General features: G+C 63.2%; 18 protein-coding genes and 4 tRNA genes. 19 read left to right on the top strand and 3 right to left on the bottom strand.

Annotated elements, in window-relative coordinates; all coding sequences use genetic code 11:
* The first annotated feature begins 29 nt into the window (after window positions 1-29).
* The 10 genes from gltX to OU419_RS20130 all read left to right on the top strand — a co-directional run bounded on the left by gltX (window position 30) and on the right by OU419_RS20130 (window position 6,002).
* Window positions 30-1,514 carry a glutamate--tRNA ligase gene (gene gltX / locus OU419_RS20175; RefSeq protein WP_254474789.1) on the top strand — a complete coding sequence of 495 codons (1,485 nt, stop codon included), beginning with the start codon at window positions 30-32 and terminating at the stop codon, window positions 1,512-1,514.
* 199 nt (window positions 1,515-1,713) lie between these two features.
* A tRNA-Ala gene (locus OU419_RS20170) sits at window positions 1,714-1,789 on the top strand.
* A gap of 51 nt (window positions 1,790-1,840) precedes the next feature.
* A tRNA-Glu gene (locus OU419_RS20165) sits at window positions 1,841-1,916 on the top strand.
* A gap of 44 nt (window positions 1,917-1,960) precedes the next feature.
* Window positions 1,961-2,036, top strand: a tRNA-Ala gene (locus tag OU419_RS20160).
* Window positions 2,037-2,092: 56 nt separating this feature from the next.
* Window positions 2,093-2,168, top strand: a tRNA-Glu gene (locus tag OU419_RS20155).
* A 159-nt stretch (window positions 2,169-2,327) separates the two neighbouring features.
* Window positions 2,328-2,867, top strand: coding sequence for a TetR/AcrR family transcriptional regulator (locus OU419_RS20150; protein ID WP_254474790.1), 540 nt, complete (start codon window positions 2,328-2,330; stop codon window positions 2,865-2,867).
* 12 nt (window positions 2,868-2,879) lie between these two features.
* Window positions 2,880-3,719 carry an alpha/beta fold hydrolase gene (locus OU419_RS20145; protein ID WP_254474791.1) on the top strand — a complete coding sequence of 280 codons (840 nt, stop codon included), beginning with the start codon at window positions 2,880-2,882 and terminating at the stop codon, window positions 3,717-3,719.
* Window positions 3,720-3,873: 154 nt separating this feature from the next.
* Window positions 3,874-4,524, top strand: coding sequence for a bifunctional 4-hydroxy-2-oxoglutarate aldolase/2-dehydro-3-deoxy-phosphogluconate aldolase (locus OU419_RS20140; protein WP_254474792.1), 651 nt, complete (start codon window positions 3,874-3,876; stop codon window positions 4,522-4,524).
* Window positions 4,521-4,964 carry an acyl-CoA thioesterase gene (locus OU419_RS20135; RefSeq protein WP_254474793.1) on the top strand — a complete coding sequence of 148 codons (444 nt, stop codon included), beginning with the start codon at window positions 4,521-4,523 and terminating at the stop codon, window positions 4,962-4,964. The genes OU419_RS20140 and OU419_RS20135 overlap by 4 nt, the downstream gene beginning before the upstream one ends.
* A 78-nt stretch (window positions 4,965-5,042) precedes the next feature.
* Complete coding sequence (locus OU419_RS20130) at window positions 5,043-6,002, top strand: tRNA dihydrouridine synthase (RefSeq protein ID WP_254474794.1); 960 nt, start codon at window positions 5,043-5,045, stop codon at window positions 6,000-6,002.
* A 142-nt stretch (window positions 6,003-6,144) separates the two neighbouring features.
* Here the strand turns inward: OU419_RS20130 and OU419_RS20125 are convergent, their stop codons facing one another.
* Window positions 6,145-6,891, bottom strand: coding sequence for an SDR family oxidoreductase (locus OU419_RS20125; protein ID WP_254474795.1), 747 nt, complete (start codon window positions 6,889-6,891; stop codon window positions 6,145-6,147).
* A gap of 144 nt (window positions 6,892-7,035) precedes the next feature.
* Between OU419_RS20125 and OU419_RS20120 the strand changes: the two genes are divergently transcribed.
* On the top strand, window positions 7,036-7,482 hold the full coding sequence (locus OU419_RS20120; RefSeq protein ID WP_254474796.1) for an Hsp20 family protein: 447 nt from the start codon (window positions 7,036-7,038) through the stop codon (window positions 7,480-7,482).
* A 25-nt stretch (window positions 7,483-7,507) separates the two neighbouring features.
* Here OU419_RS20120 and OU419_RS20115 read toward each other — a convergent pair whose 3' ends face one another.
* Together OU419_RS20115 and OU419_RS20110 are read right to left on the bottom strand one after the other, a co-directional pair.
* Complete coding sequence (locus OU419_RS20115) at window positions 7,508-10,384, bottom strand: sensor domain-containing protein (protein WP_254474798.1); 2,877 nt, start codon at window positions 10,382-10,384, stop codon at window positions 7,508-7,510.
* A 109-nt stretch (window positions 10,385-10,493) separates the two neighbouring features.
* Window positions 10,494-11,387 (bottom strand): LysR family transcriptional regulator, encoded by an 894-nt coding sequence (locus OU419_RS20110; protein WP_254474800.1) that lies wholly within the window; start codon window positions 11,385-11,387, stop codon window positions 10,494-10,496.
* A gap of 169 nt (window positions 11,388-11,556) precedes the next feature.
* On the opposite strand from OU419_RS20110, the gene leuC reads away from it, so the two are divergent.
* The 8 genes from leuC to OU419_RS20070 all read left to right on the top strand — a co-directional run bounded on the left by leuC (window position 11,557) and on the right by OU419_RS20070 (window position 22,298).
* Window positions 11,557-12,984: a 3-isopropylmalate dehydratase large subunit gene (gene leuC / locus OU419_RS20105; protein ID WP_254474802.1), complete on the top strand. Its 1,428-nt coding sequence runs from the start codon at window positions 11,557-11,559 to the stop codon at window positions 12,982-12,984.
* 11 nt (window positions 12,985-12,995) lie between these two features.
* The gene (gene leuD / locus OU419_RS20100) at window positions 12,996-13,640 is read left to right on the top strand and encodes a 3-isopropylmalate dehydratase small subunit (protein ID WP_254474804.1); all 645 of its coding nucleotides are present in this window, start codon (window positions 12,996-12,998) and stop codon (window positions 13,638-13,640) included.
* Between the two features lie 32 nt (window positions 13,641-13,672).
* Window positions 13,673-14,437, top strand: coding sequence for a class I SAM-dependent methyltransferase (locus OU419_RS20095; protein WP_254474806.1), 765 nt, complete (start codon window positions 13,673-13,675; stop codon window positions 14,435-14,437).
* 86 nt (window positions 14,438-14,523) lie between these two features.
* A complete protein-coding gene (gene leuB / locus OU419_RS20090) occupies window positions 14,524-15,606 on the top strand; it encodes a 3-isopropylmalate dehydrogenase (RefSeq protein WP_254474808.1) in 1,083 nt (360 codons plus the stop codon).
* An 80-nt stretch (window positions 15,607-15,686) separates the two neighbouring features.
* On the top strand, window positions 15,687-16,799 hold the full coding sequence (asd, locus tag OU419_RS20085) for an aspartate-semialdehyde dehydrogenase (protein WP_254474810.1): 1,113 nt from the start codon (window positions 15,687-15,689) through the stop codon (window positions 16,797-16,799).
* A 272-nt stretch (window positions 16,800-17,071) separates the two neighbouring features.
* Window positions 17,072-18,220: a type IV pilus assembly protein FimV gene (locus OU419_RS20080; protein ID WP_254474812.1), complete on the top strand. Its 1,149-nt coding sequence runs from the start codon at window positions 17,072-17,074 to the stop codon at window positions 18,218-18,220.
* Window positions 18,221-18,320: 100 nt separating this feature from the next.
* The gene (locus tag OU419_RS20075; protein WP_254474813.1) at window positions 18,321-19,328 is read left to right on the top strand and encodes an aspartate-semialdehyde dehydrogenase; all 1,008 of its coding nucleotides are present in this window, start codon (window positions 18,321-18,323) and stop codon (window positions 19,326-19,328) included.
* A 168-nt stretch (window positions 19,329-19,496) separates the two neighbouring features.
* On the top strand, window positions 19,497-22,298 hold the full coding sequence (locus OU419_RS20070; protein WP_254474814.1) for a FimV/HubP family polar landmark protein: 2,802 nt from the start codon (window positions 19,497-19,499) through the stop codon (window positions 22,296-22,298).
* Window positions 22,299-22,311 lie beyond the last annotated feature (13 nt).

Here is a 22,311-nt window from a genome sequence, read left to right as displayed (position 1 = left end):
TGTCCTCACCGTTTCACATGAGAGCCTTCATGACCACAGTCCGCACCCGTATCGCGCCGTCCCCCACCGGCGACCCGCACGTCGGCACCGCGTATATCGCGCTGTTCAACCTCTGCTTTGCCCGCCAGCACGGCGGTCAGTTCATTCTGCGTATCGAGGATACCGACCAGGTGCGCTCGACCCGCGAATCTGAACAGCAGATCTTCGACGCGCTGCGCTGGCTGGGGATCGAGTGGGATGAAGGCCCGGATGTCGGTGGCCCGCATGGCCCGTATCGCCAGAGCGAGCGTGGCGCCATCTACAAGCAGTACTGCGACGAGCTGGTGGAGAAAGGGCATGCCTTCCCCTGCTTCTGCTCCGCCGAGCGTCTCGACGCAGTACGCGCCGAGCAGCAGGCGCGCAAGGAAACCCCGCGCTACGACGGCCACTGCATGCATCTGCCCAGGGTGGAGTCTGCCAGGCGCATCGCCGCCGGCGAATCCCATGTGGTGCGCATGAAGGTGCCGACCGAGGGCGTCTGCGTGGTACCGGACATGCTTCGCGGCAACGTGGAAATCCCGTGGGACCGCATGGACATGCAGGTGCTGATGAAGGCCGACGGGCTGCCCACCTACTTCCTGGCCAATGTGGTCGACGATCACCTGATGGGCATCACCCACGTCCTGCGTGGTGAAGAGTGGCTGCCCTCGGCGCCCAAGCTGATCAAGTTGTACGAGTACTTTGGCTGGGAGCAGCCGGTGCTCTGCTACATGCCGCTGCTGCGCAACCCGGACAAGAGCAAGCTCTCCAAGCGCAAGAACCCCACCTCCATCACCTTCTACGAACGCATGGGCCTGTTGCCCCAGGCGTTGCTGAACTACCTCGGCCGGATGGGCTGGTCCATGCCCGACGAGCGCGAGAAGTTCAGCCTGGCGGAAATGATCGAGCACTTCGATTTGTCGCGCGTGTCGCTGGGCGGCCCGATCTTCGATATCGAGAAACTCTCCTGGCTTAACGGCCAGTGGATTCGCGAGTTGTCCGTCGAGGACTTTGCGAAGGAAGTGCAGAAGTGGGCGCTCAACCCCGAGTACCTGATGAAGATCGCGCCACATGTGCAAGGTCGTGTGGAGAACTTCAGTCAGATCGCACCGCTGGCCGGTTTCTTCTTCAGCGGCGGTGTGCAGTTGGACGCCAAGCTGTTCGAGCACAAGAAGCTCGATGCAACCCAGGTGCGCCAGATTCTGCAATTGGTGTTGTGGAAGCTCGAAGCGCTGCGCCAGTGGGAGAAGGAGCGGATCACCTCGACCATCCAGGCCGTGGCCGAGCATCTGGGCCTGAAGCTGCGCGATGTGATGCCGCTGATGTTCCCGGCGATCACTGGGCAGGCCAGTTCGGTATCGGTGCTGGATGCGATGGAAATCCTCGGTGCCGACCTGTCGCGCTACCGTTTGCGCCAGGCGCTGGAACTGCTGGGCGGGGCTTCGAAGAAGGAAGCCAAGGAGTGGGAAAAGATCCGCGACGCCATTGGCAGCTAAGGCTGAAGCGTCCTACAGTGGAATCACGACCCGCCTAGTGCGGGTCGTTTTCTCTGTAGGGGAGGGTAAGTGATTGTTCTTGCGGTAAAATTTTTTCACCTCCAGTGAAAAATTCTGTTGACAGGGTGGCGGGTCGCTCTTAAGATGCGCCCCGTTCTCGCGACGAACACCACGGGGCGAGACGATCCAGCGGTACTTTGGGGCTATAGCTCAGCTGGGAGAGCGCTTGCATGGCATGCAAGAGGTCGACGGTTCGATCCCGTCTAGCTCCACCAAATTACCAGTAGGTCTTGTCTGTCCTGGCAAGACTGAAATCGAAGGTTTGCGTCCCCTTCGTCTAGTGGCCTAGGACACCGCCCTTTCACGGCGGTAACAGGGGTTCGAGTCCCCTAGGGGACGCCACTTATCCAGCGACGATGTGTTCGCATCGTCAGCCAGAGTCATCTGGGGCTATAGCTCAGCTGGGAGAGCGCTTGCATGGCATGCAAGAGGTCGACGGTTCGATCCCGTCTAGCTCCACCAAATTCCCGTTCGGGATGAAGCCAGAATCCGCCAGAGCGGATTTCTTCGAAGGATATGTCCCCTTCGTCTAGTGGCCTAGGACACCGCCCTTTCACGGCGGTAACAGGGGTTCGAGTCCCCTAGGGGACGCCATTTTTACCGCTCTGCGGTGCCTATAGGGCCACTCAGTTTTCGAGTGGCCCTTTTGTTTTTCTGCCCCTGAAGAATCCCCCCGACCAGCGGTCGTGCTTTCGGCTTGCCGAAATTTATTATGGGAATAATATTCTGTTCATAATATTTTGGAGCGCTGACATGAGCGACAAGAAAGCCCAGACCCGCGAACGCATTCTTTCCTCCGCTACCAGCGCGCTGCTCAAGCGTGGTCCTGTCGACCCCAGCGTGGGTGAGGTGATGGCGGCGGCGGGGCTGACGGTCGGTGGCTTCTATGCGCACTTCGAAAGCAAGGACGCGATGATGCTCGAAGCTTTCCGCGAACTGCTGGCCAGGCGCCGTGCCGGTCTGAAGACTTTCGACCCGGCCCTTTCTTTCGCCGAGCGCCGGGCATTGGCAGCGGCCTTCTACCTCTCGCGCAAACACCGTGACAGCGAGAGCGACGGCTGCCCCATTCCCAGCTCGTTGAGCGAGGTGGCGCACTTGCCGGATGGTTTCCGCGATGCGCTGGTCGAGCACGTCGAACTGATGGTGGCGGACCTCGCGGGGCGTCCGGAAGAGATCGATGCCGTGTTGAGCGATATGGCTCTGATGATTGGCGGACTGGCCCTGGCTCGTGCCCTCGGGACGAGCGACCTGTCCGATCGTGTCCTGCGTGCCGCGAAGAAGGCGGTGATCTGAGGAGGTGCTGGAATGAGCAGCCTGGCCTGGGTTAGAGGTATCAATGCCACTCTGGGGCGAATCGCTCCGCAGTGGGCCGCCGACCGCATGCGCGAGGTGTTCATGACGCCTCGGGAACATCCGCCGCGCGATTGGGAATTGCCGTTGCTGGCCAGTTCCGAGCGGATCACTCTGCGTTTCGGCCTCTCAGCACTGCGCTGGGGCGACGGCCCGGCGGTGCTGCTGATGCACGGCTGGGAAGGTAGGCCGACCCAGTTCGCGGCACTGATCGAGAACCTGGTCGGCGCCGGCTACGGCGTGGTGGCTCTGGACGGCCCGGCTCATGGCCGCTCACCTGGTCTTGAGGCCGATCCGGTGCTGTTCGCCCGCGCCTTGCTGGAGGCGGCCGCCGAGCTGCCGCCGCTGCGGGCCGTGATCGGTCACTCGATGGGTGGCGCCAGTGCCTTGCTGGCGACCCAGATGGGGTTGCGGACCGATGCCCTGGTGACGATCTCCGCCCCCGCCAAGGTGATCTCGGTGCTACGCAGATTCGCCGATTTTGTCGGCCTGCCGCCGGAAGCGCGCTCGCGCTTCATTCGCAGGGTTGAGCGTCAGGCGGGCATGCCAGTCAAGCAGCTCGACGTCGCGCGCTACCAGTTGAGTATTCCGGGATTGGTGGTGCATGCCGACGATGATCCGAAGGTGCCGGTCAGCGAGGCGCAGGCAATCCATACGAGCTGGGCGAATAGCCGGCTGCTGCGTCTTCCGGCTGGCGGGCACCATCGCCTGCTGTCCGATTCGGCGTTGAGCGAGGCCGTCCTTGAGCTGCTGGAAAATGCCGAGCAGCCGATGGTATTCGCCTTGGCGTCCTGAGCGGCAAACCTTTGTCGAGACGGCGGTCCTGGACCGCCGTTTTCGTTGCCCGGCTGTACTCTGCGGGTCGTCAGTGCCGGCGGGGTGGCGTAGACTGCCGGGCACCCCGGAGCGCGAACCTGGCGCACGGTCGGTGGTTGAATTGGGGGGTGAAATGAGTCTGTCGATGGATTGGGTGCTGCAGCAGGCGCGCCCGGTAATGCCGGTTCTGGTGATCGATGACGTGGCGCTGGCGGCTGACTTGGCTCGGGCGCTATTCGCTGGCGGCGTGCGGGTGATGGAAATCACCTTGCGAACCCCGCAAGCCCTGGATGCGCTGGTGGAAATCCGCCGCGAGCTGCCCGAGGCGATTCTTGGCGCCGGCACCCTGATTCACACCGAACAGTTCCAGGAAGCGCGCGACGCCGGTGCCCAGTTCGCTGTCAGTCCGGGTTGCACGCCACGCCTGGTAGCGGCTGCTGAAGACGCGAAGATGCCCTTCCTGCCAGGCGTGATGACGCCGTCCGAGGTGCTGGTGGCGCTGGAGTACGGTTACCGTTCGCTGAAGCTGTTCCCGGCCAACGGCACCGGTGCGGTGAAGATGCTCAAGAGCCTGAAGGGGCCGTTCACCGGAATTCGTTTCTGCCCGACCGGGGGGATCACCCAGGAAAATCTGCTCAACGTCCTCAGGCTGCCCAATGTTGCCTGTGTGGGCGGCACCTGGATCGCACCGCCCAGCCTGGTACGCGCCCGCGCCTGGGACCAGATCACTCAACTGGCCATCGAAGCACGCGATCTGGCCGCAAGCCTGGAGCACTCCGCATGAGTTGGCAGCTACCCGATCCCTTTGTCATCGATATCGAGGTCAAGCCCGAGGATATCGACGGTCTGGGGCATGCCAACAATGCGGTCTACGTCAGTTGGCTGGAGCGTTGTGCCTGGCGCCATTCGCAGAGCCTGGGGCTGGATCTGGCCGAGTATCGCCGGCTGGACCGGGCGATGGCCGTGGTGCGCCATGAGATCGACTACCTGGCCGCCGCCTATGAGGGCGACCAGTTGCAGTTGGGCACCTGGATCGTCGAGTCTGATCAGCGCCTGCGGATGACCCGGCACTTCCAACTGATGCGGCCTTCGGATGCCTCGACCCTGCTGCGCGCACAGACCACGTTCGTCTGCATCGAGCTCTCCAGTGGCCGGCCCAAGCGCATGCCGGCTGAGTTCATCGAGGGTTACGGCAGGGCGTTGCTGCCCGCCGAGCGTGCGTGATTCATCGCGTCGCGCTTTTCCCGGCGCGGCGCATTCCCTACAATCCGCGGCCCCGCAATTGCCCGAGGCTCGCCTTTCGTGCAGATCGCCCTGGCCCCGATGGAGGGGCTGGTTGATGACATCCTCCGCGATGTGCTGACCCGCGTCGGCGGCATCGACTGGTGCGTCACCGAATTCATTCGTATCAATGACCGACTGCTGCCGCCGTCGGCGTTCCTGGCGCTCGCCCCGGAACTGGCGCACGGCAGCCGCACGCGCGTCGGCGTGCCGATGCGCGTGCAACTGCTCGGCTCCGACCCGCAGTGCCTGGCGGAGAACGCCGTGCAGGCGTGCGAGCTGGGCGCCCCTGTGATCGACCTGAACTTCGGCTGTCCGGCCAAGACGGTGAATCGCTCCCGTGGTGGTGCGGTGCTGCTCAAGGAGCCGGAGTTGATGTTCACCATCATCGAGACCGTGCGTCGTGCGGTGCCTGCGCACATTCCAGTGACCTCGAAGATGCGCCTGGGCTACGACAGCCCGGATGGCGCCATCGACTGTGCCCGCGCCCTGGCCGACGCCGGTTCGGCGCACGTTGTGGTGCATGCGCGGACCAAGGTGGACGGCTACAAGCCGCCGGCGCACTGGGAGTGGGTGGCGAAGGTGGCCGAGGCGGTGAAGGTGCCGGTGTTCGCCAATGGCGAGGTGTGGACACTGGATGATTACCACCGTTGCCGTTCGGTCAGCGGTGTAGCGGACATCATGCTGGGACGTGGGCTGGTTTCGCGCCCGGACCTGGCTCGGCAGATCGCCGCCTGGCGCGATGGCCGCGAAATCGTGCCGATGCCCTGGTCCGAGGTGCGCGTGCTGCTCGATGATTTCTGGCGCCAGGCGCGGCACAAGCTGGCACCGCGCTATGCGCCGGGCCGGTTGAAACAGTGGCTGGGCATGCTGACCCGCAGCTACCCGGAAGCGCTGGAGCTGTTCGCCCAGGTGCGCCGCGAGCACGATTGCGAGCTGATCGACCAGTTGATGCGGGTCGAGATCGACGAAGCGGCCTGAGTCGCGGGTGGCGTTGCTGCAGGAGCGACTCTATCGAATGGTCCGCAGGATGGAGCCGCAGCGATAGCCATCGAGCGTCGCAAGAACCTGTCGATGAGTGCCGCAGCTTCGTCCATTACAGCTGGATTCAATAGGGCAACGTTCAGCGTCCGCCGCTGACGTCGATGAAGCTGCCCGTGCAGTAGCTGGACTCGTCCGACGCCAGGAACAGGATCGCCCGCGCTACTTCCTCCGCTTCGCCGCCGCGGCCGAGCGGAATCGCTGATTGCAGGCGTTCGACTCGTCCCGGTTCGCCGCCGCTGGCGTGTATCTCGGTCTTGATCAACCCGGGGCGCACGGCGTTGACCCGAATGCCGTCGCCTGCCACCTCCTTCGCCAGGCCGATGGTCATGCTGTCCACCGCGCCTTTGGCGGCTGCGTAGTCGATATACTCGTTGGGTGAGCCCAGGCGCGAGGCCATCGATGACACGTTGACGATGCTTCCGCCGCTGCCGCCATGACGGTGCGTCATGCGCTTGATCGCCTCGCGGCAGCAGAGGAACGTGCCGGTCACGTTCACCGCGAAGACTCGCAGTAGGCGGCTCGTGTCCATTTCCTCCAGGCGCATCTGGCGCTCCAGGATGCCGGCGTTGTTCACCAGTACATCGAGGCGCCCAAAGGTCTCGTCGAGTTCCCGGAACAGCCGCAACACCTCGTCCTCGTTCGCAACGTCGGCGGCGAACGCCTGTGCGCTGCCGCCCGCCGCGCGAATTCGCGCTACGAGCGCCTCGGCGGCTTCGCGTTCGCGGCGGTAATTGATCGCCACGCGGTAGCCGCGTTCCGCAGCGAGGAGGGCGGTGGCGGCACCGATGCCGCGGCTGGCACCGGTGATCAGCATGACATTGGCCATGAGGAGCTCCTGGATCGTGGTGGGACTTGAAATGGATTCCGCCATCCCAATCTATGTTCCTGCGGGAGGCCGAAGACGGGTCCCGCACCGGAGTACTGAAGACAGGCTCCAGAAAAAACTTGCTGATTATTCAGGAGATTCGCCATGAGTAATGTCCTTTCCCTCGCCCCTCTGTTCCGCCAGTCCGTAGGCTTCGACCGCTTCAACGACCTGTTCGAGTCCGCGCTGCGCAGCGAGAGCGGCAGTTCCTACCCACCCTACAACGTCGAAAAGCATGGTGACGACCAGTACCGCATCGTCATCGCCGCCGCCGGCCTGCAGGAAGACGATCTGGAGCTGCAAGTGGAGCGCGGTGTGCTGACCGTCAACGGCGGCAAGCGCGAGAAGGCTTCCGAGAGTGTGACCTACTTGCACCAGGGTATCGCCCAGCGTGCGTTCAAGCTGTCGTTCCGCCTGGCTGACCATATCGAGGTCCAGGGCGCTTCGTTGAAGAACGGCCTGCTGAACATTGAACTGGTGCGTATCGTTCCGGAAGAGGCCAAGCCCAAGCGGATCGCCATCAACGGCCAGCGTCCGGCGCTGGAAGGTTGATAGCCACTGCAATGAAAAGGGCGCCTCAGGGCGCCCTTTTCGTTTTTCCGTCTGGTAACAGGGCGACGAAGTCGTCGAACGGAACGGGGCGACTGAACAGATAGCCCTGGTAGGTGTGGCAGCCCTGTTCTTCCAGCAGTGCCAGTTGCTCCGGTGTTTCCACTCCTTCGGCAATCAGTTCGAGGCCGAGGCTGTGACCCATCGCGATGATGGCGCGGACGATTTCGGCATCGTTGCTGTCGTTGGGTGCATCGCGCACGAAGCTCTGGTCGATCTTCAGGCTATCCACCGGCAGGCGCTTGAGGTAGGTGAGCGATGAATAGCCGGTACCGAAGTCGTCCATCGCGAAGTGCACGCCGGCCTGGCGCAGGCGCAGCATCCGCGCGATGGTGTCGTCCAGTTGCTGGATGACGATGCCTTCGGTGATCTCCAGCTTTAGCAGGCTGGCGGGCAACCCTGCCTTGTGCAGACTCTCCAGCACGCGTTCGACGAAGTCGTTCTGGCGGAACTGGCGGGGGCTGATATTCACGCTCAGGCTGAATTCGTCGACGGCGATCCGACCCTCCGCCAGCAGGCGGGCGCAGGTGCGGCAGGCTTCCTCGATCACCCAGTGGCCTACCTCGATGATCAGCCCGCTGTCTTCCAGCACGCGAATGAAGCTGGCGGGCGACTGCGGCCCTTGCGTGGGGTGCTCCCAGCGCAGCAGTGCTTCCGCGCCGATGATGCGTGAGCCGCGGGAATCGATCTGCGGCTGGTAGTGCAGGCTGAACTCGCGGCGGGCGATGGCCATGCGCAGGCCGCTCTCCAGGCGCAGGCGTTCGCTGGCGGCCTTCTGCATCGAGGCGTGGAACAGTTGCACGGTATTGCGTCCGGCATCCTTGGCACGGTACATCGCGATGTCGGCGCGCTTGAGCAGGTCTTCGGGCGTCGCGCCGTCGTCGGGGATCAGTGCGATGCCGATGCTCGGGGTTATCTGCAGGCGGTGGCCGTCGAGCAGCATCGGCTCGGCCAGCAGATCGCGCAGTTTCTCCGCCAGTTGGCGGACCTGGCGCGCGGTCTCCATGCGGCTTCCGTCGATACCGGTGAGCAACACCACGAACTCGTCGCCGCCAAGCCGCGCCACGGTATCTTCCTGGCGCACGCTGGCTTCCAGGCGCGCCGTGACCATCTGCAGGATGGCATCGCCTACCGAATGGCCCAGCGAGTCGTTGATATGCTTGAAATGGTCCAGGTCGAGGAACATCAGCGCGCCTCGCAGGTTGTGGCGCTGCAGCAGTGCGATCTGCTGCTTGAGTCGATCCATCAACAGGGCGCGGTTGGGCAAGTCGGTGAGGGCATCGTGGTACGCCAGGTGCTGAATACGGGCCTCCGCCGCGCGCAGTTCGCTGGTATCGCGTGCGGTCAGTAGCAGGCAGTCAAGGCCGCCCAGTTCGATCTGTTCGACCGAGACGTCCACCGTCTTGATCGTGCCGTCGCGGTGACGTCCGCGCATTTCCAGGTGGTGCACGAAGCCGTCGCGTTTCAGCGCGGCGATCATGTTTAGGCGTTCCTCGGGGTCGGCCCAGATGTTGATGCTCACCGAGGTCTGGCCGATTACCTCTTCTGGCCGGTAGCCAGTGAGGCGGTGGAATCCCTCGTTGACCTCGATGTAGCGACCGCTATCGCGCTCGGTAATGGTGATCGCGTCCGGGCTGGAGTGGAATGCCTTGTAGAACTTCTCCTGGCTGGCCTTGAGATCGGCCTCCGATTGCAGGCGCCGGGTGACGTCGCGGAAGGTGGAGAGAATGCACAGTTGCCGGTCGACCCAGATCAGCCGGCTGGCGACGGTACAGGTAATGGTCTGTTCGTCGCGGGTGAGAAACTGTACTTCGACGTTCTGCAGCGAGTGGTCGCGCATCAGTTGCTCGAACAGCCGTTCGCGCAGGCCGTGGTCTGCCCAGAACGTCAGTTGATGCGAGGAGCGGCCAATGACCTCTTCGGCCTGCCAGCCGAAAGTACTGCAGAAACTCGGGTTGACCTCGATGAATTCGCCGTCGCGCACTCGCGAGACGCAAATAGGGTCGGGACTGCCCTGGAACAGGCTGGCGAATTTCTCTTCGGAGGCCTCCAGGCTGCGCTCGCGCAGGACCTGCTCGGTTATGTCGAGCAGCGTGCCGGCCATGCGCAGCGGCTGTCCGTCGGTGTCTCGGTAGAGGCGGGCGCGGCTTTCCAGATAGCGCACCTCGCCGGAGCCGAGCTGTGCGCGGTAGGTGAACTGATAGTCGTTTTCCGGGCCCTTGGTCAGACGCGCGTACGCCTGGCGCATGCGCCTGCGGTCGGCTTCGTCGACACAGGCGAAGAACTCACCGAAGGGGCCATGGAAGTCGCGTGCCGGCAGCTCGTGGAGTACCGCGGCGCGGATCGAGCCAAAGAGCATGCCGCTGGGAATATGCCAGTCCCAGATGCCCAGTTGGGCGGAGTCCAGCGCCAGGTCGAGGCGTTCCTGGCTGTCGCGCAGTGCCTGTTCCTGAGCGCGCAGCCGGGTGATGTCGCGGATGGTGAGGACCAGGCATACCTGGCCGCGCAGCTCGATCTGGCAGCCGTAGACGTGTGCGCTGCGTTCGTCGCCGGAGCGGGTGAGCAGGGTGACTTCGAAACCATCGATTCGCTGCGTGGCGGCGATGGTGTCGAGCATCCGCTGGCGATCATCCTGGTTGCGCCAGATTCCGAGTTGCAGTGAGGTGCGGCCAATGGCCTCTTCGCGGCTCCAGCCGAAGCGTTCGGTGAAACTGGTGTTGATCTCGCGGAAGCGGCCGGTGTCGCGATCGGTGATGACCATCGCGTCGGGGCCGGTATGGAAGGCCTTGGCGAACTGATCCTGTCCGTCGTTCTCGGGTAGGGACGAGGAGGAGTATCGGGTCATGCGTCGCTCCCCGGAATGAAGCCGAGACGACTCGGAAGGCAGTCGCGAAACAGCGTGCGGACGGGCATTCGGGCCCCTTGTTCTTCTAGTTATGCCAGAACAATAGAGGTTACGCCGCGACGGGCGCAAGCCCGGCCGCCTGGGCGTCCAGCAGGGCCATGAACGCCCGTGCCGCATTGGATAGCGTGCGTTCGGTGTGCAGGATGTAACCCAGTTCGCGAGTGAGCTGGATGTCCTGCAGCGGCAGGCGTACCACGCTGTCGTCGAGCATGGTGCGCGGCAGCACGCTCCAGGCCAGGCCGATGGAAACCATCATCTTGATCGTCTCCATATAGTTGGTGCTCATGCCTATGTTCGGCGTCAGCCCCTCCGCTTCGAACATTCGCCGCACGATGTGGTGGGTGAAGGTGTTGCCGCCGGGAAATACTGCTGGGTGCCGGGCTACGTCGGCGAGGAAGACCGGTCCCTGCATGGCAAGGGGGTGCTCGGGGGCGGCGACGAAGTCCAGCGGATCGTCCCATACCGGCACGGCGCGAACGGGCTCCGCGGTTTCCGGCGCGAGGGTGATCACTGCCAGTTCGGCGCGGCCGTGCAGAATTTCTTCGTAAGCTACTTCCGAGTCGCAGAACTGAATGTCGAGCGCCACCTGCGGGTGTGCCTTGGTGAAAGCGCGCAACAGTGGCGGCAGGCGATGCAGGCCGATGTGATGGCTGGTGGCGAGCACCAGCCGGCCACTGACTTCGCCATTGAGATTGGTCAGGGCGCGGCGCGTGTCATCCAGCACGTTGAGAATCTGGTAGGCGCGCGGGAGTAGCGCGCGGCCGGCTTCGGTCAGGGTCACTTCGCGGCCGACACGGTCGAACAGACGCACCCCGAGCTGGCTTTCCAGGGCTGCGATGCGTTTGCTTACGGCGGGCTGGGTCAGATGCAGGCGCTCGCCTGCTTCGGAGAAGCTGCCGGACTCGGCAATGGCGAGGAAAGTGTTCAGGCTGGTCAGGTCCATGACGGCTCCGTACTGCGGCAGGAAGTGGTGCTCGACTCTTATATCGCACTCGTATTCCTGTTGGGAATCCTTTGAATAAAAAATATGAATTTGAGTTATTCGGTTGCAACCCATAGCATCAGCCACACAAGCCCTAGGGGCATAGAAAGACGCTGATGAGGACTCTCTGATGGCTGGCAAGACGCTCTACGACAAACTCTGGGAAATGCACGAGGTCAAGCGCCGTGACGATGGCTCGTCGCTGATCTACATCGATCGCCACATCCTGCACGAAGTGACTTCGCCGCAAGCCTTCGAAGGTCTGCGTCTGGCCGGTCGCAAGCCGTGGCGTATCGACGCGAACATCGCGACGCCCGATCACAACGTGCCGACCACCCAGGCCGAGCGAAAGGGCGGCATCGATGCCATCGCTGACGAGGTGTCGCGCATCCAGGTCCAGACACTGGACGAGAACTGTGACGACTTCGGTATCCTCGAATTCAAGATGAACGACGTCCGCCAGGGCATCGTCCATGTGGTTGGCCCGGAGCAGGGCGCAACCCTGCCGGGCATGACCGTGGTTTGCGGTGACTCGCATACCTCGACTCACGGTGCGTTCGGTGCGCTGGCCCACGGCATCGGCACTTCCGAGGTGGAGCACGTGCTCGCCACCCAGTGCCTGGTCGCCAAGAAGATGAAGAACATGCAGGTTCGCGTGGAAGGCAAGCTGCCCTTTGGCGTGACCGCAAAGGACATCGTGCTGGCAGTGATCGGCAAGATCGGTACCGCCGGCGGCAACGGCCACGCCCTGGAGTTCGCCGGCAGCGCCATCCGCGACCTGTCGATGGAAGGCCGCATGACCATCTGCAACATGTCCATCGAAGCCGGTGCGCGTGTCGGCATGGTCGCCTGCGACGACAAGACCCTCGCTTACGTGAAAGGCCGCCCGTTCGCGCCCCAGGGCAGCGACTGGGACAAGGCCGTGGAAGCCTGGAGCAATCTGGTCTCCGACGCCGATGCGCACTTCGACACGATCGTCGAGCTGCGTGCCGAGGACATCAAGCCGCAGGTCAGTTGGGGCACTTCCCCGGAAATGGTCCTGGCCGTCGACCAGAACGTGCCGGACCCGGCCGTGGAAACCGACCCGGTCAAGCGCGACTCCATCGTCCGCGCGCTCAAGTACATGGGTCTGAATGCCAATCAGGCGATCACCGATATCCAGCTCGATCGCGTGTTCATCGGATCCTGCACCAACTCGCGCATCGAAGACCTGCGCGCCGCCGCTGCCGTGGCCAAGGGCCGCAAGGTCGCCGCCACCGTCAAGCAGGCGCTGGTGGTGCCGGGCTCGGGGCTGGTCAAGGTCCAGGCGGAACAGGAAGGCCTGGACAAGATCTTCATCGAAGCCGGCTTCGAATGGCGTGAACCGGGCTGTTCCATGTGCCTGGCGATGAACCCGGACCGCCTGGAGAGCGGCGAGCATTGCGCGTCCACCTCCAACCGCAACTTCGAAGGCCGCCAGGGCGCTGGTGGCCGTACCCACCTGGTGAGCCCGGCGATGGCTGCCGCGGCTGCAGTGACCGGTCGTTTCATCGACGTACGTGAATTGATGCAGGCCTGAGGAGACCCGAGATGAAAGCATTCACCCAGCACACCGGTCTCGTCGCACCGCTCGACCGCGCCAATGTCGACACCGACCAGATCATCCCCAAGCAATTCCTCAAGTCGATCAAGCGCACCGGCTTCGGCCCGAACCTGTTCGACGAGTGGCGCTACCTCGACGTGGGCCAGCCCAACCAGGACAACTCCAAGCGCCCGGTGAACAAGGACTTCGTCCTCAACTTTCCGCGCTACCAGGGTGCCAGCGTGCTGCTGGCCCGTGAGAACTTCGGTTGCGGTTCTTCCCGCGAGCACGCGCCGTGGGCGCTGGACGAGTACGGTTTCCGCACCGTGATCGCACCGAGCTTCGCCGACATCTTCTTCAACAACAGCTTCAAGAACGGCCTGCTGCCGATCATCCTGAAGGATGAAGAAGTGGACGAGCTGTTCCAGCAGTGCGAAGCCACCGAGGGTTACCAACTGACCGTTGACCTCGCTGCGCAGACCGTGACCCGTCCGGATGGCAAACAGTACCGCTTCGAAGTGGATGCGTTCCGCAAGCACTGCCTGCTCAATGGCTTGGATGACATCGGCCTGACCCTGCAGGACGCCGATTCCATTCGCAACTTCGAAACCGGCTACAAGCAACGCCAACCCTGGTTGTTCCGCGACGCCTGATCGGCGTCGCGCCGCCACTGAAGGAGAATGTCATGACCGAAAGTCGCCACGAGCAAGTGGTTCAGCGCCAGTTCGGTGCACAGGCCAATGCCTACCTGACCAGCGCTGTTCACTCCCAGGGTGAAGAATTCGCCCAACTGCGCGAGCGACTGTCGGCGACTACCGGTGCGCGCGTTCTGGACCTTGGTTGCGGGGCAGGGCACGTGAGCTTCAACGTTGCGCCGCTGGCCGGCGAAGTGGTGGCTTACGACCTGTCCCAGCAAATGCTCGACGTGGTGGCCTCGGCCGCCGCCGAGCGCGGCCTGGGCAACATCTCCACGCGTTGTGGCGTTGCCGAGCGCCTGCCGTTCGAGGATGGCGAGTTCGATTTCGTCTTCAGCCGCTATTCCGCACATCACTGGCGGGACGTCGGCCAGGCGCTGCGCGAAGTGCGCCGGGTGCTCAAGCCGGGTGGTGCGGCCTGCTTCATCGATGTCGCAGCGCCAGGCTTGCCGTTGCTGGACACCCATCTGCAGACTGTCGAAGTCTTGCGTGATACCAGTCATGTGCGCGATTACTCCCCGTCGGAGTGGGCGCGCCTGGTCGGCGAAGCAGGGCTTGCGGTGACTGCCGCCAAGCGCCAGCGCCTGCGCCTGGAGTTCACCTCATGGGTCGAGCGCATGCGCACCCCGGAAGTGATGCGCCAGGCCATTCGTGCCCTGCAGCTTTCGGTGGGCGACGAGGTGCGCGAGTATTTCGAGATCGACGCCGAGGGTTCTTTCAGCACCGACGTGCTGGTGCTCTGGGTCGAACGCTGAGATCAGTCTTTTGATCGCTCCGGGTGGCTTGGGCCGCTCGGAGCGTTACGTTTTTTGCCAAGCGACTTTTAAAAGTGAGCAGAGAAATGAGCAAACAGATTCTGGTTCTTCCTGGCGACGGTATCGGCCCGGAAATCATGGCCGAGGCGGTCAAGGTCCTGGAACTGGCCAACGACAAGTTCGAGCTGGGCTTCGAGCTGAACCACGATGTAATCGGCGGCGCCGCCATCGACAAGCACGGCGTGCCGCTGGCCGACGAGACCCTGGAGCGCGCGCGCAACTCCGACGCAGTGCTGCTGGGTGCCGTTGGTGGGCCGAAGTGGGACAAGATCGAGCGTGATATCCGTCCGGAGCGCGGTCTGCTGAAAATCCGCTCGCAACTGGGCCTGTTCGCCAACCTGCGCCCGGCGATTCTCTATCCGCAACTGGCCGATGCTTCCAGCCTGAAGCCCGAAGTGGTCGCCGGCCTGGACATCCTCATCGTTCGCGAACTGACGGGCGGCATCTACTTCGGCCAGCCGCGCGAACAGCGCATTCTGGAGAATGGCGAGCGCCAGGCCTACGATACCCTGCCGTATAGCGAGAGCGAGATCCGTCGCATTGCTCGCGTCGGCTTTGACATGGCCCGTGTGCGCAACAAGAAGCTGTGCTCGGTGGACAAGGCAAACGTCCTGGCTTCCAGCCAACTGTGGCGCGAAGTGGTCGAGGAAGTCGCCAAGGACTACCCGGACATCGAGCTGTCGCACATGTATGTCGACAACGCCGCCATGCAACTGGTGCGCGCACCGAAGCAGTTCGATGTGATGGTCACCGACAATATGTTCGGCGACATCCTGTCGGACGAGGCTTCCATGCTCACCGGTTCCATCGGCATGCTGCCGTCCGCTTCCCTCGATGCCAACAACAAGGGCATGTACGAGCCGTGCCACGGCTCAGCGCCGGACATCGCAGGCCAGGGCATCGCCAACCCGCTGGCGACCATCCTCTCGGTGTCGATGATGCTGCGTTACACCTTCAACCAGGGCGCCGCTGCCGACGCCATCGAGAAGGCTGTCAGCCTGGTGCTCGACCAGGGGCTGCGCACCGGTGATATCTGGTCCGAAGGCTGCAAGAAAGTCGGAACCCGCGAAATGGGCGATGCGGTAGTCGCCGCGCTGCGGAATCTGTAATCTCTCCGGTTCGCTCGCTCCCGGCCTTTCGTGGCAGAGCGGGAGCGACGGCCCTCTAAATATATGAAGGTGTAGTAGCGATGAAGCGTGTAGGTCTGATCGGTTGGCGTGGCATGGTGGGTTCGGTGCTCATGCAGCGGATGCTGGAAGAGCGGGACTTCGACCTGATCGAGCCGGTGTTCTTCACCACCTCCAATGTCGGTGGCGAAGGCCCGTCCATTGGCAAGGACATTGCCACCCTGAAAGACGCCTACAGCATCGAGGAACTGAAAACCCTCGACGTCATCCTGACCTGCCAGGGCGGCGACTACACCAGCGAAGTATTCCCCAAGCTGCGCGAAGCCGGCTGGCAGGGCTACTGGATCGACGCCGCTTCCAGCCTGCGCATGCAGGATGACGCGGTGATCGTCCTCGATCCGGTGAACCGCAAGGTCATCGACACTGCACTGGACTCCGGCACCAGGAACTATATCGGTGGCAACTGCACCGTCAGCCTGATGCTGATGGCGCTGGGCGGGCTGTTCGAAGCCGGTCTGGTCGAGTGGATGAGCGCCATGACCTACCAGGCGGCCTCCGGTGCCGGCGCGCAGAACATGCGTGAGCTGATCAAGCAGATGGGCGCGATCAACGCAGCCGTTGCCGACGACCTGGCCAACCCGGCCAGCGCTATTCTCGACATCGACCGCAAGGTCGCCGAGGCGATTCGCAGCGAAGCCCTGCCGACCGAGAACTTCGGTGCTCCGCTGGCCGGCAGCCTGATTCCGTGGATCGACAAGGAACTGCCCAATGGCCAAAGCCGCGAAGAGTGGAAAGGCCAGGCGGAAACCAACAAGATTCTCGGCCGCTTCAAGAACCCGATTCCGGTGGACGGCATCTGCGTGCGTATCGGCGCCATGCGTTGCCACAGCCAGGCGCTGACCATCAAGCTGAACAAGGATGTGCCGATGGCCGATATCGAAGGCCTGATCAGCCAGCACAATCCCTGGGTCAAGCTGGTTCCCAACCAGCGTGAGGTCAGCATGCGCGAACTGACTCCCGCCGCAGTCACCGGTACCCTGAGCGTTCCGGTCGGCCGTCTGCGCAAGCTCAACATGGGCTCGCAATACCTGGGTGCGTTCACCGTCGGCGATCAGTTGCTCTGGGGCGCTGCCGAGCCGCTGCGCCGTATGTTGCGTATCCTGCTGGAGCGTTGATTCTCCCTCGTTGTACCTGCGACGCCGGCCTTGAGCCGGCGTCGTGCTTTCTGTGGCAAGTGATCTCCTGCACAAATGCGCTCGAAGCCTGGCGCATTGCCGTGATTTGGCGGCGGTTTCGAAGTTTTCTGTGACGGACCCGGAAATGCAGCGGAGAACCAGTCGCTATCCTCGCAGCCCGTCCCATTGGGATAGTTTTCGACGCGCCCTTTCGCGTCGGCCATTCGAATACTGCAGCGGGGGAGAGGATGTCTCGGTTTCACGGATTCTTGTTGGCGGCGGCTATTGCCTCGGCCTTCATGCCTGGCGTTTCCAGTGCGTTGGAACTGGGGGAAATCTCGTCCAGGGCTTCGCTCGGCCAGACCCTGTCGGCGAATATCGAACTTCGCGGTGTCGGCGATCTGACCTCGGACGATGTAGTGGTCAGCCTCGCATCGCAACAGGACTTCGAGCGCCTGGGGGTGGATCGCAACCAGGTGGTGATCGGCCTGCGCTTCAGCTCCGATGTTGGCAAGAATGGCCGGGGCGTCATCCATGTGAGTTCCTCGCGGCCAATCCAGGAGCCCTACGTCAATTTCGTACTGCAGGTAGTGTGGCCCCAGGGACGCCTGGTGCGGGAGTTCACGCTGCTGCTCGACCCGCCGAGCTATGTCGCCACGCCGGTCTCTCCGCCCAAATCGTCCGCCACCGTGCCGGTATCCGTTGCGTCTCGCCAGCTCTCGCCTGCGCCCGTCGCCGCCTCTGCGGACACCTATCGCATCCAGCGCAACGATGCATTGTGGGACATCGCCTCGCGCAATCGCCCGTCGTCCGGTGTCTCGGTAATGCAGACGATGGCGGCAATCCAGCAACTGAACCCCGATGCCTTCGTCGATGGTAACGTGAATCGGCTGAAGGTCGGCCAGGTGTTGCGCCTTCCGGACGAGCAGCAGGCGCGTGCACAGACCCATGCTCAGGCGGTTGCGCGGATCGAATCACAGAACGGCCAGTGGAATGCCCGTCGCCAGGCCGCGTTGCCACAGGGGCGGCAGATGGATGCGACGAAGAAGAGCGAGGCGGGGTTCGCGCCTGTTAGCGCCGAGTCGCGTGACAATCTGCGCCTGGTGTCCGGAAGCAGGACCAGCGTGAAAGACAAGGCCGACGCCGAGCAGTTGGCTGTCTTGCAGGAAGGGCTGGACAGCGCGCGCCGCGAGGGCGAGGAAATGCGCAGCCGGATAGCCGATCTGCAAAGCCAGATGGAAAAACTCAACAAGCTGGTTGAGTTGAAGGATGCCCAGATTGCGGGCCTGATCGCCCGACTGGCTGAACAGGACAAAGCAGGCAAGCCCGCTGCGGGTAACGAGGATAAGTCTGCCTCCGCGGCAACCAGGGGCGAGCCGGTCGTGGCCGCACAATCGGCGGAAGCGGCACCGCAACACTAAGTGCCTGCGGCGATAGGCGGCGGGGCGCTCGATTGCCTCGTCGCTGGGGGGGAAGTAAAGTGCTGCGCAGTTTTCCCCACCTGAGATCGCGAGACACTGGATGCCTGAAACCATCGACATCGCCGTAGTAGGTGCCACCGGACTTGTTGGCGAGGCACTGGTCGAGCTGCTGCAAGAGCGAGATTTTCCCGTAGGCACCCTGTATCTCCTGGCCACCGGTGAGTCCGCCGGCAAGTCCGTTGCATTCCGGGGCCGCAATCTCCGCGTTGGCAATCTCTCCGACTTTGACTTCGCCAAGGTCCGCCTGGCGTTTCTTTCGACCACTGCGGATGTCGCGCAGGCCTCTGCCGAGCAGGCGATGGCCGCGGGTTGCAGTGTGATCGATCTCAGTGGTGCATCCCAGGGCGCCGGTGGGCTGCCCGTGCTGCCGGCAGCCAACGCTGAACTGCTGGCGCAGCCGAGTCTGCCGGTGCGTATCTCTGCGCCCTGTGCGCCTGCGGCGGAAGTTGCCGAAGTGCTCGCCGCTTTGCGAAACGTGCTCAAGGTTCGTCAGTTGAGCGTCACCGCCTGCCTTTCTGCATCGGTCCTTGGGCGTGAAGGCGTTCAGGAGTTGGCGCGGCAAACCGCAGAGCTGCTCAATGCGCGTCCGCTGGAGCCGAAACTGGTCGATCGGCAATATGCCTTCAATATGCTTGCCCAGGTTGGGGCGGTGGATGAGCAGGGCTATTCGGCGTTAGAGCGGCGTATGGCGCGCGAACTTTCCGCGCTGTTCCCTGCGCTGCGCGAAGGCTTGAGTGTCACCTGTTCCCTGGCGCCGGTTTTCTTCGGCGATGTGCTGATGCTGTCGTTGAAAACGGAAGGCCCCGTTTCGCTTGAGGCGGTGCGGGCTGCGCTGGAGGCTTCCGAGGGGATCGAGCAGCTCGAAGACGATTACCCGACTGTCATCGGCGATGCGCTTGGGCAGGATACGCTGTATGTCGGACGCCTTCGTACAGGTCTGACCGATTCGTGCGAACTGAATTTGTGGATTGCGTCAGATAATGTGAGAAAAGGCGCAGCGCTAAATGCTGTGAACTTGGCCGAATTGTTGATAAAACACTATCTGTAAAAGATACTTACCGAATATTTGAAGAAGTATTCTAGCTTGGCAATACTGGCTGGGTCCGGCGCTGACAGGGGGCATCCTGCTGTGAAAGCAGCAGGTATCGTGGGCAGCGACCACCCGATAGACATCGCTCTAATCCAGAAAAAAGCTATTAAAACAAGGGATTAAATTATGGTCCGGCTTCGTAAACTGGTGCAGGCAATCGCGGCTGCTTCGGCATTGACCACGGGCATGGCGCATGCACTGGGGTTGGGGGACATCCACCTGCGCTCGGCACTGAACCAGCCGCTGGATGCCGAAATCGACCTCGTCGAAGTTCGTGACCTGGCCTCGGGAGAGGTGATTCCCAAGCTTGCTTCGCCGGAAGAGTTCAATAAGGCGGGCGTCGATCGCCAGTACTTCCTCACCGGCCTCAAGTTCACCCCGATCATCAAACCGAACGGCAAGAGTGTCATCCGCGTGACCTCGGATCGCCCGGTTCAGGAACCCTACCTGAACTTCCTGGTCGAGGTCCTCTGGCCGAATGGCCGGTTGCTGCGCGAATACACCATTCTTCTCGATCCGCCTCTTTATTCCCCGCAGACCGCTGCTGCCGCCGCTCCCCGAGCTCCGGTCGCTGCACCTGCGCCGGCAGCCCGCCAACCGTATCCGGCCGCGCCGCGCCAGGCTTCCGCACCAGCACCGCGTCCGGCTGCGCCCGCTTCCACCCCGGTATCGCGCCGCCTGGAAGGTGGCGAGTACCGCACCAACTCACGCGATACCCTCTGGGAAATTGCCGCTCGCGCCCGTCCGAACGGCAGCGTTTCGGTCCAGCAGACCATGCTGGCAATCCAGGATCTCAACCCCGACGCTTTCCTTGGCGGCAATATCAACCGTCTGAAGAGTGGTCAGGTGCTGCGTCTGCCTGATGCCGAACAGATCAAGTCCCGCTCCCAGGCCGACGCCGTTACCGAGGTCAACCAGCAGTACACTGCCTGGCGGGAAGGCCGCAGCTTGCCCACCGGAGGGGCCCGCCAGTTGGATGCCACTCAGCGCGCCAGCGCAGGTGCGGCTCCCGCCGAGGCCGAGGCCAAGGACAACCTGCGTCTGGTCTCCGGCGAGAACGGCAAGGCCGCCAAGGGTGGCGACAAGGGCAGCAAGGATGGCAAGGCCATTTCCGAGAAGCTCGCTGTTACCAAGGAAAGTCTGGATGCCACTCGCCGTGAGAACGACGAGCTGCAAAGCCGCATGACCGACCTGCAAAGCCAGATGGAGAAGTTGCAGAAGCTCATTGAGCTCAAGGACGCTCAATTGGCGAAGCTGCAGAACGACCTGGGCAATGCGCCGCAAGGTGCTGCTCCTGCAGGCGATGCTTCCGTGGCTGCCCCTGCCCAGCCTGCTGCCACCGAACAGTCCGCCGCACCGGCGCAGCCTGTCGAGCCCGAGGCGAATGCAGCGCCAGCTCCCGCTCCTGCCCCGCAGCCGGCACCTGAGACTCCCAAGCCGGTCGAGGCCGCGAAAGCGCCGACCCCCGCTCCGGTCGAGCAGGCAGAGCCGAGTATCGTCGACGAAATTCTGGCCAACCCTGTATGGCTGGGTGCAATTGCTGGTAGCGCCTTGCTGGCGCTGCTGGTCGTCCTGATGGTGATTTCCCGTCGCAAGGCTGCCAGGGAGCAGGAGCAACTGGAGGCCGAGGCTGCCGTGTCCGAGCCTGGCCTGGAGGATGATCTCGATCTGGGCGGTTCCGATCTGGATTCCTTCGACGTTCCGCAGGCTGCAGAAGTGGCCGCGCCGGCCCAGGCCGCGCCCGAGCGCGTCGCCGCCCAGACAAGCGATGCGCTTGGCGAGGCGGATATCTACATTGCCTATGGTCGCTTCAACCAGGCGGCCGAGTTGCTGCAGGGCGCGATTTACGATGAACCGCAGCGTTCCGATCTGCGTCTCAAGCTGATGGAGGTCTATGCCGAAATCGGTGATCGCGAAGGCTTTGCACGCCAGGAGAACGAACTGCGGGAAATCGGTGGCGCCGACAGCCAGGTCGAGCAGTTGAAGTCCCGCTATCCGGGCATGGTTGCCTTGGCGGCAGTCGGTGCGGCGGGGGCGGCAGCCGTCGCGGACCACGATCTCGACAGCTTCAGTCTCGACGATCTGACCCTGGATTCTCCTGCTCCGGCAGCCGCTGCGGCAGAGCCTGCCCCGCAGGCTGGCGATCTGGACGATGCGTTTGACCTGGCTCTGGATGATCTTGATCTCGGTGGGGACAAGCCTGCCGCCCCGGCCGAGAGTAAGGACGAGGATCTGTCGCTGACTGGCTTCGATCTGGACGACGATCTTTCCTTCGATGCCCCCGCAGCGGCGAAGGCCGGCGACGATTTCGCCTTCGACCTCGATCTGGGTGAAGAGTCGGTAGCCAAGCCTGCCGAGGTGTCCCTGTCCGATGATCTGGCGGACTTTGCCCTGGACCTGGATAAGGATCAGCCGGCAAGCGCCGAAGATGATTTCCTGCTCGGCCTGGAAGACGACACTGCGTCGTTGTCCGGCGTCAGCGCGGAAGAGTTTTCCTTCGACAAGGAAGACAAGCCGGTGCAACCGATTGCCGACCTGCCGGATGACTTCGATCTGTCCCTGCCGGGTGACGAGCCGGGGGCGGCCAGGGCCGACGACAGCTTCGCCGCTCAGTTGGACGAAGTGAGCGCCGAGCTGGATCGCCTGGCTGGCGATGTTGACGAGCCGAAAGTCGCTCCGCCGGCGTCGAATGACGTCTTTTCGGCGGTTGAGCCAGGTGCCGCCAACACCGCTGTCGATGCGGATGAGGAGGATGAGTTCGACTTCCTCTCGGGGGCTGACGAGGCTGCGACCAAGCTGGATCTGGCCCGGGCCTACATCGATATGGGCGATACCGAAGGCGCCCGCGACATCCTCGACGAAGTGCTCGCCGAGGGTAATGACAACCAGCAGCAGGAAGCGCGTGAACTGCTCGGGCGTATCGCCTGAGCCGGAAGGCTCC

Origin of the sequence: Pseudomonas triclosanedens (assembly GCF_026686735.1) — a bacterium.
Taxonomy (GTDB): domain Bacteria; phylum Pseudomonadota; class Gammaproteobacteria; order Pseudomonadales; family Pseudomonadaceae; genus Pseudomonas; species Pseudomonas triclosanedens.
The sequence above is the reverse complement of the archived record's forward strand: the minus strand, read 5'-3'. Positions and strand labels throughout refer to the sequence as shown.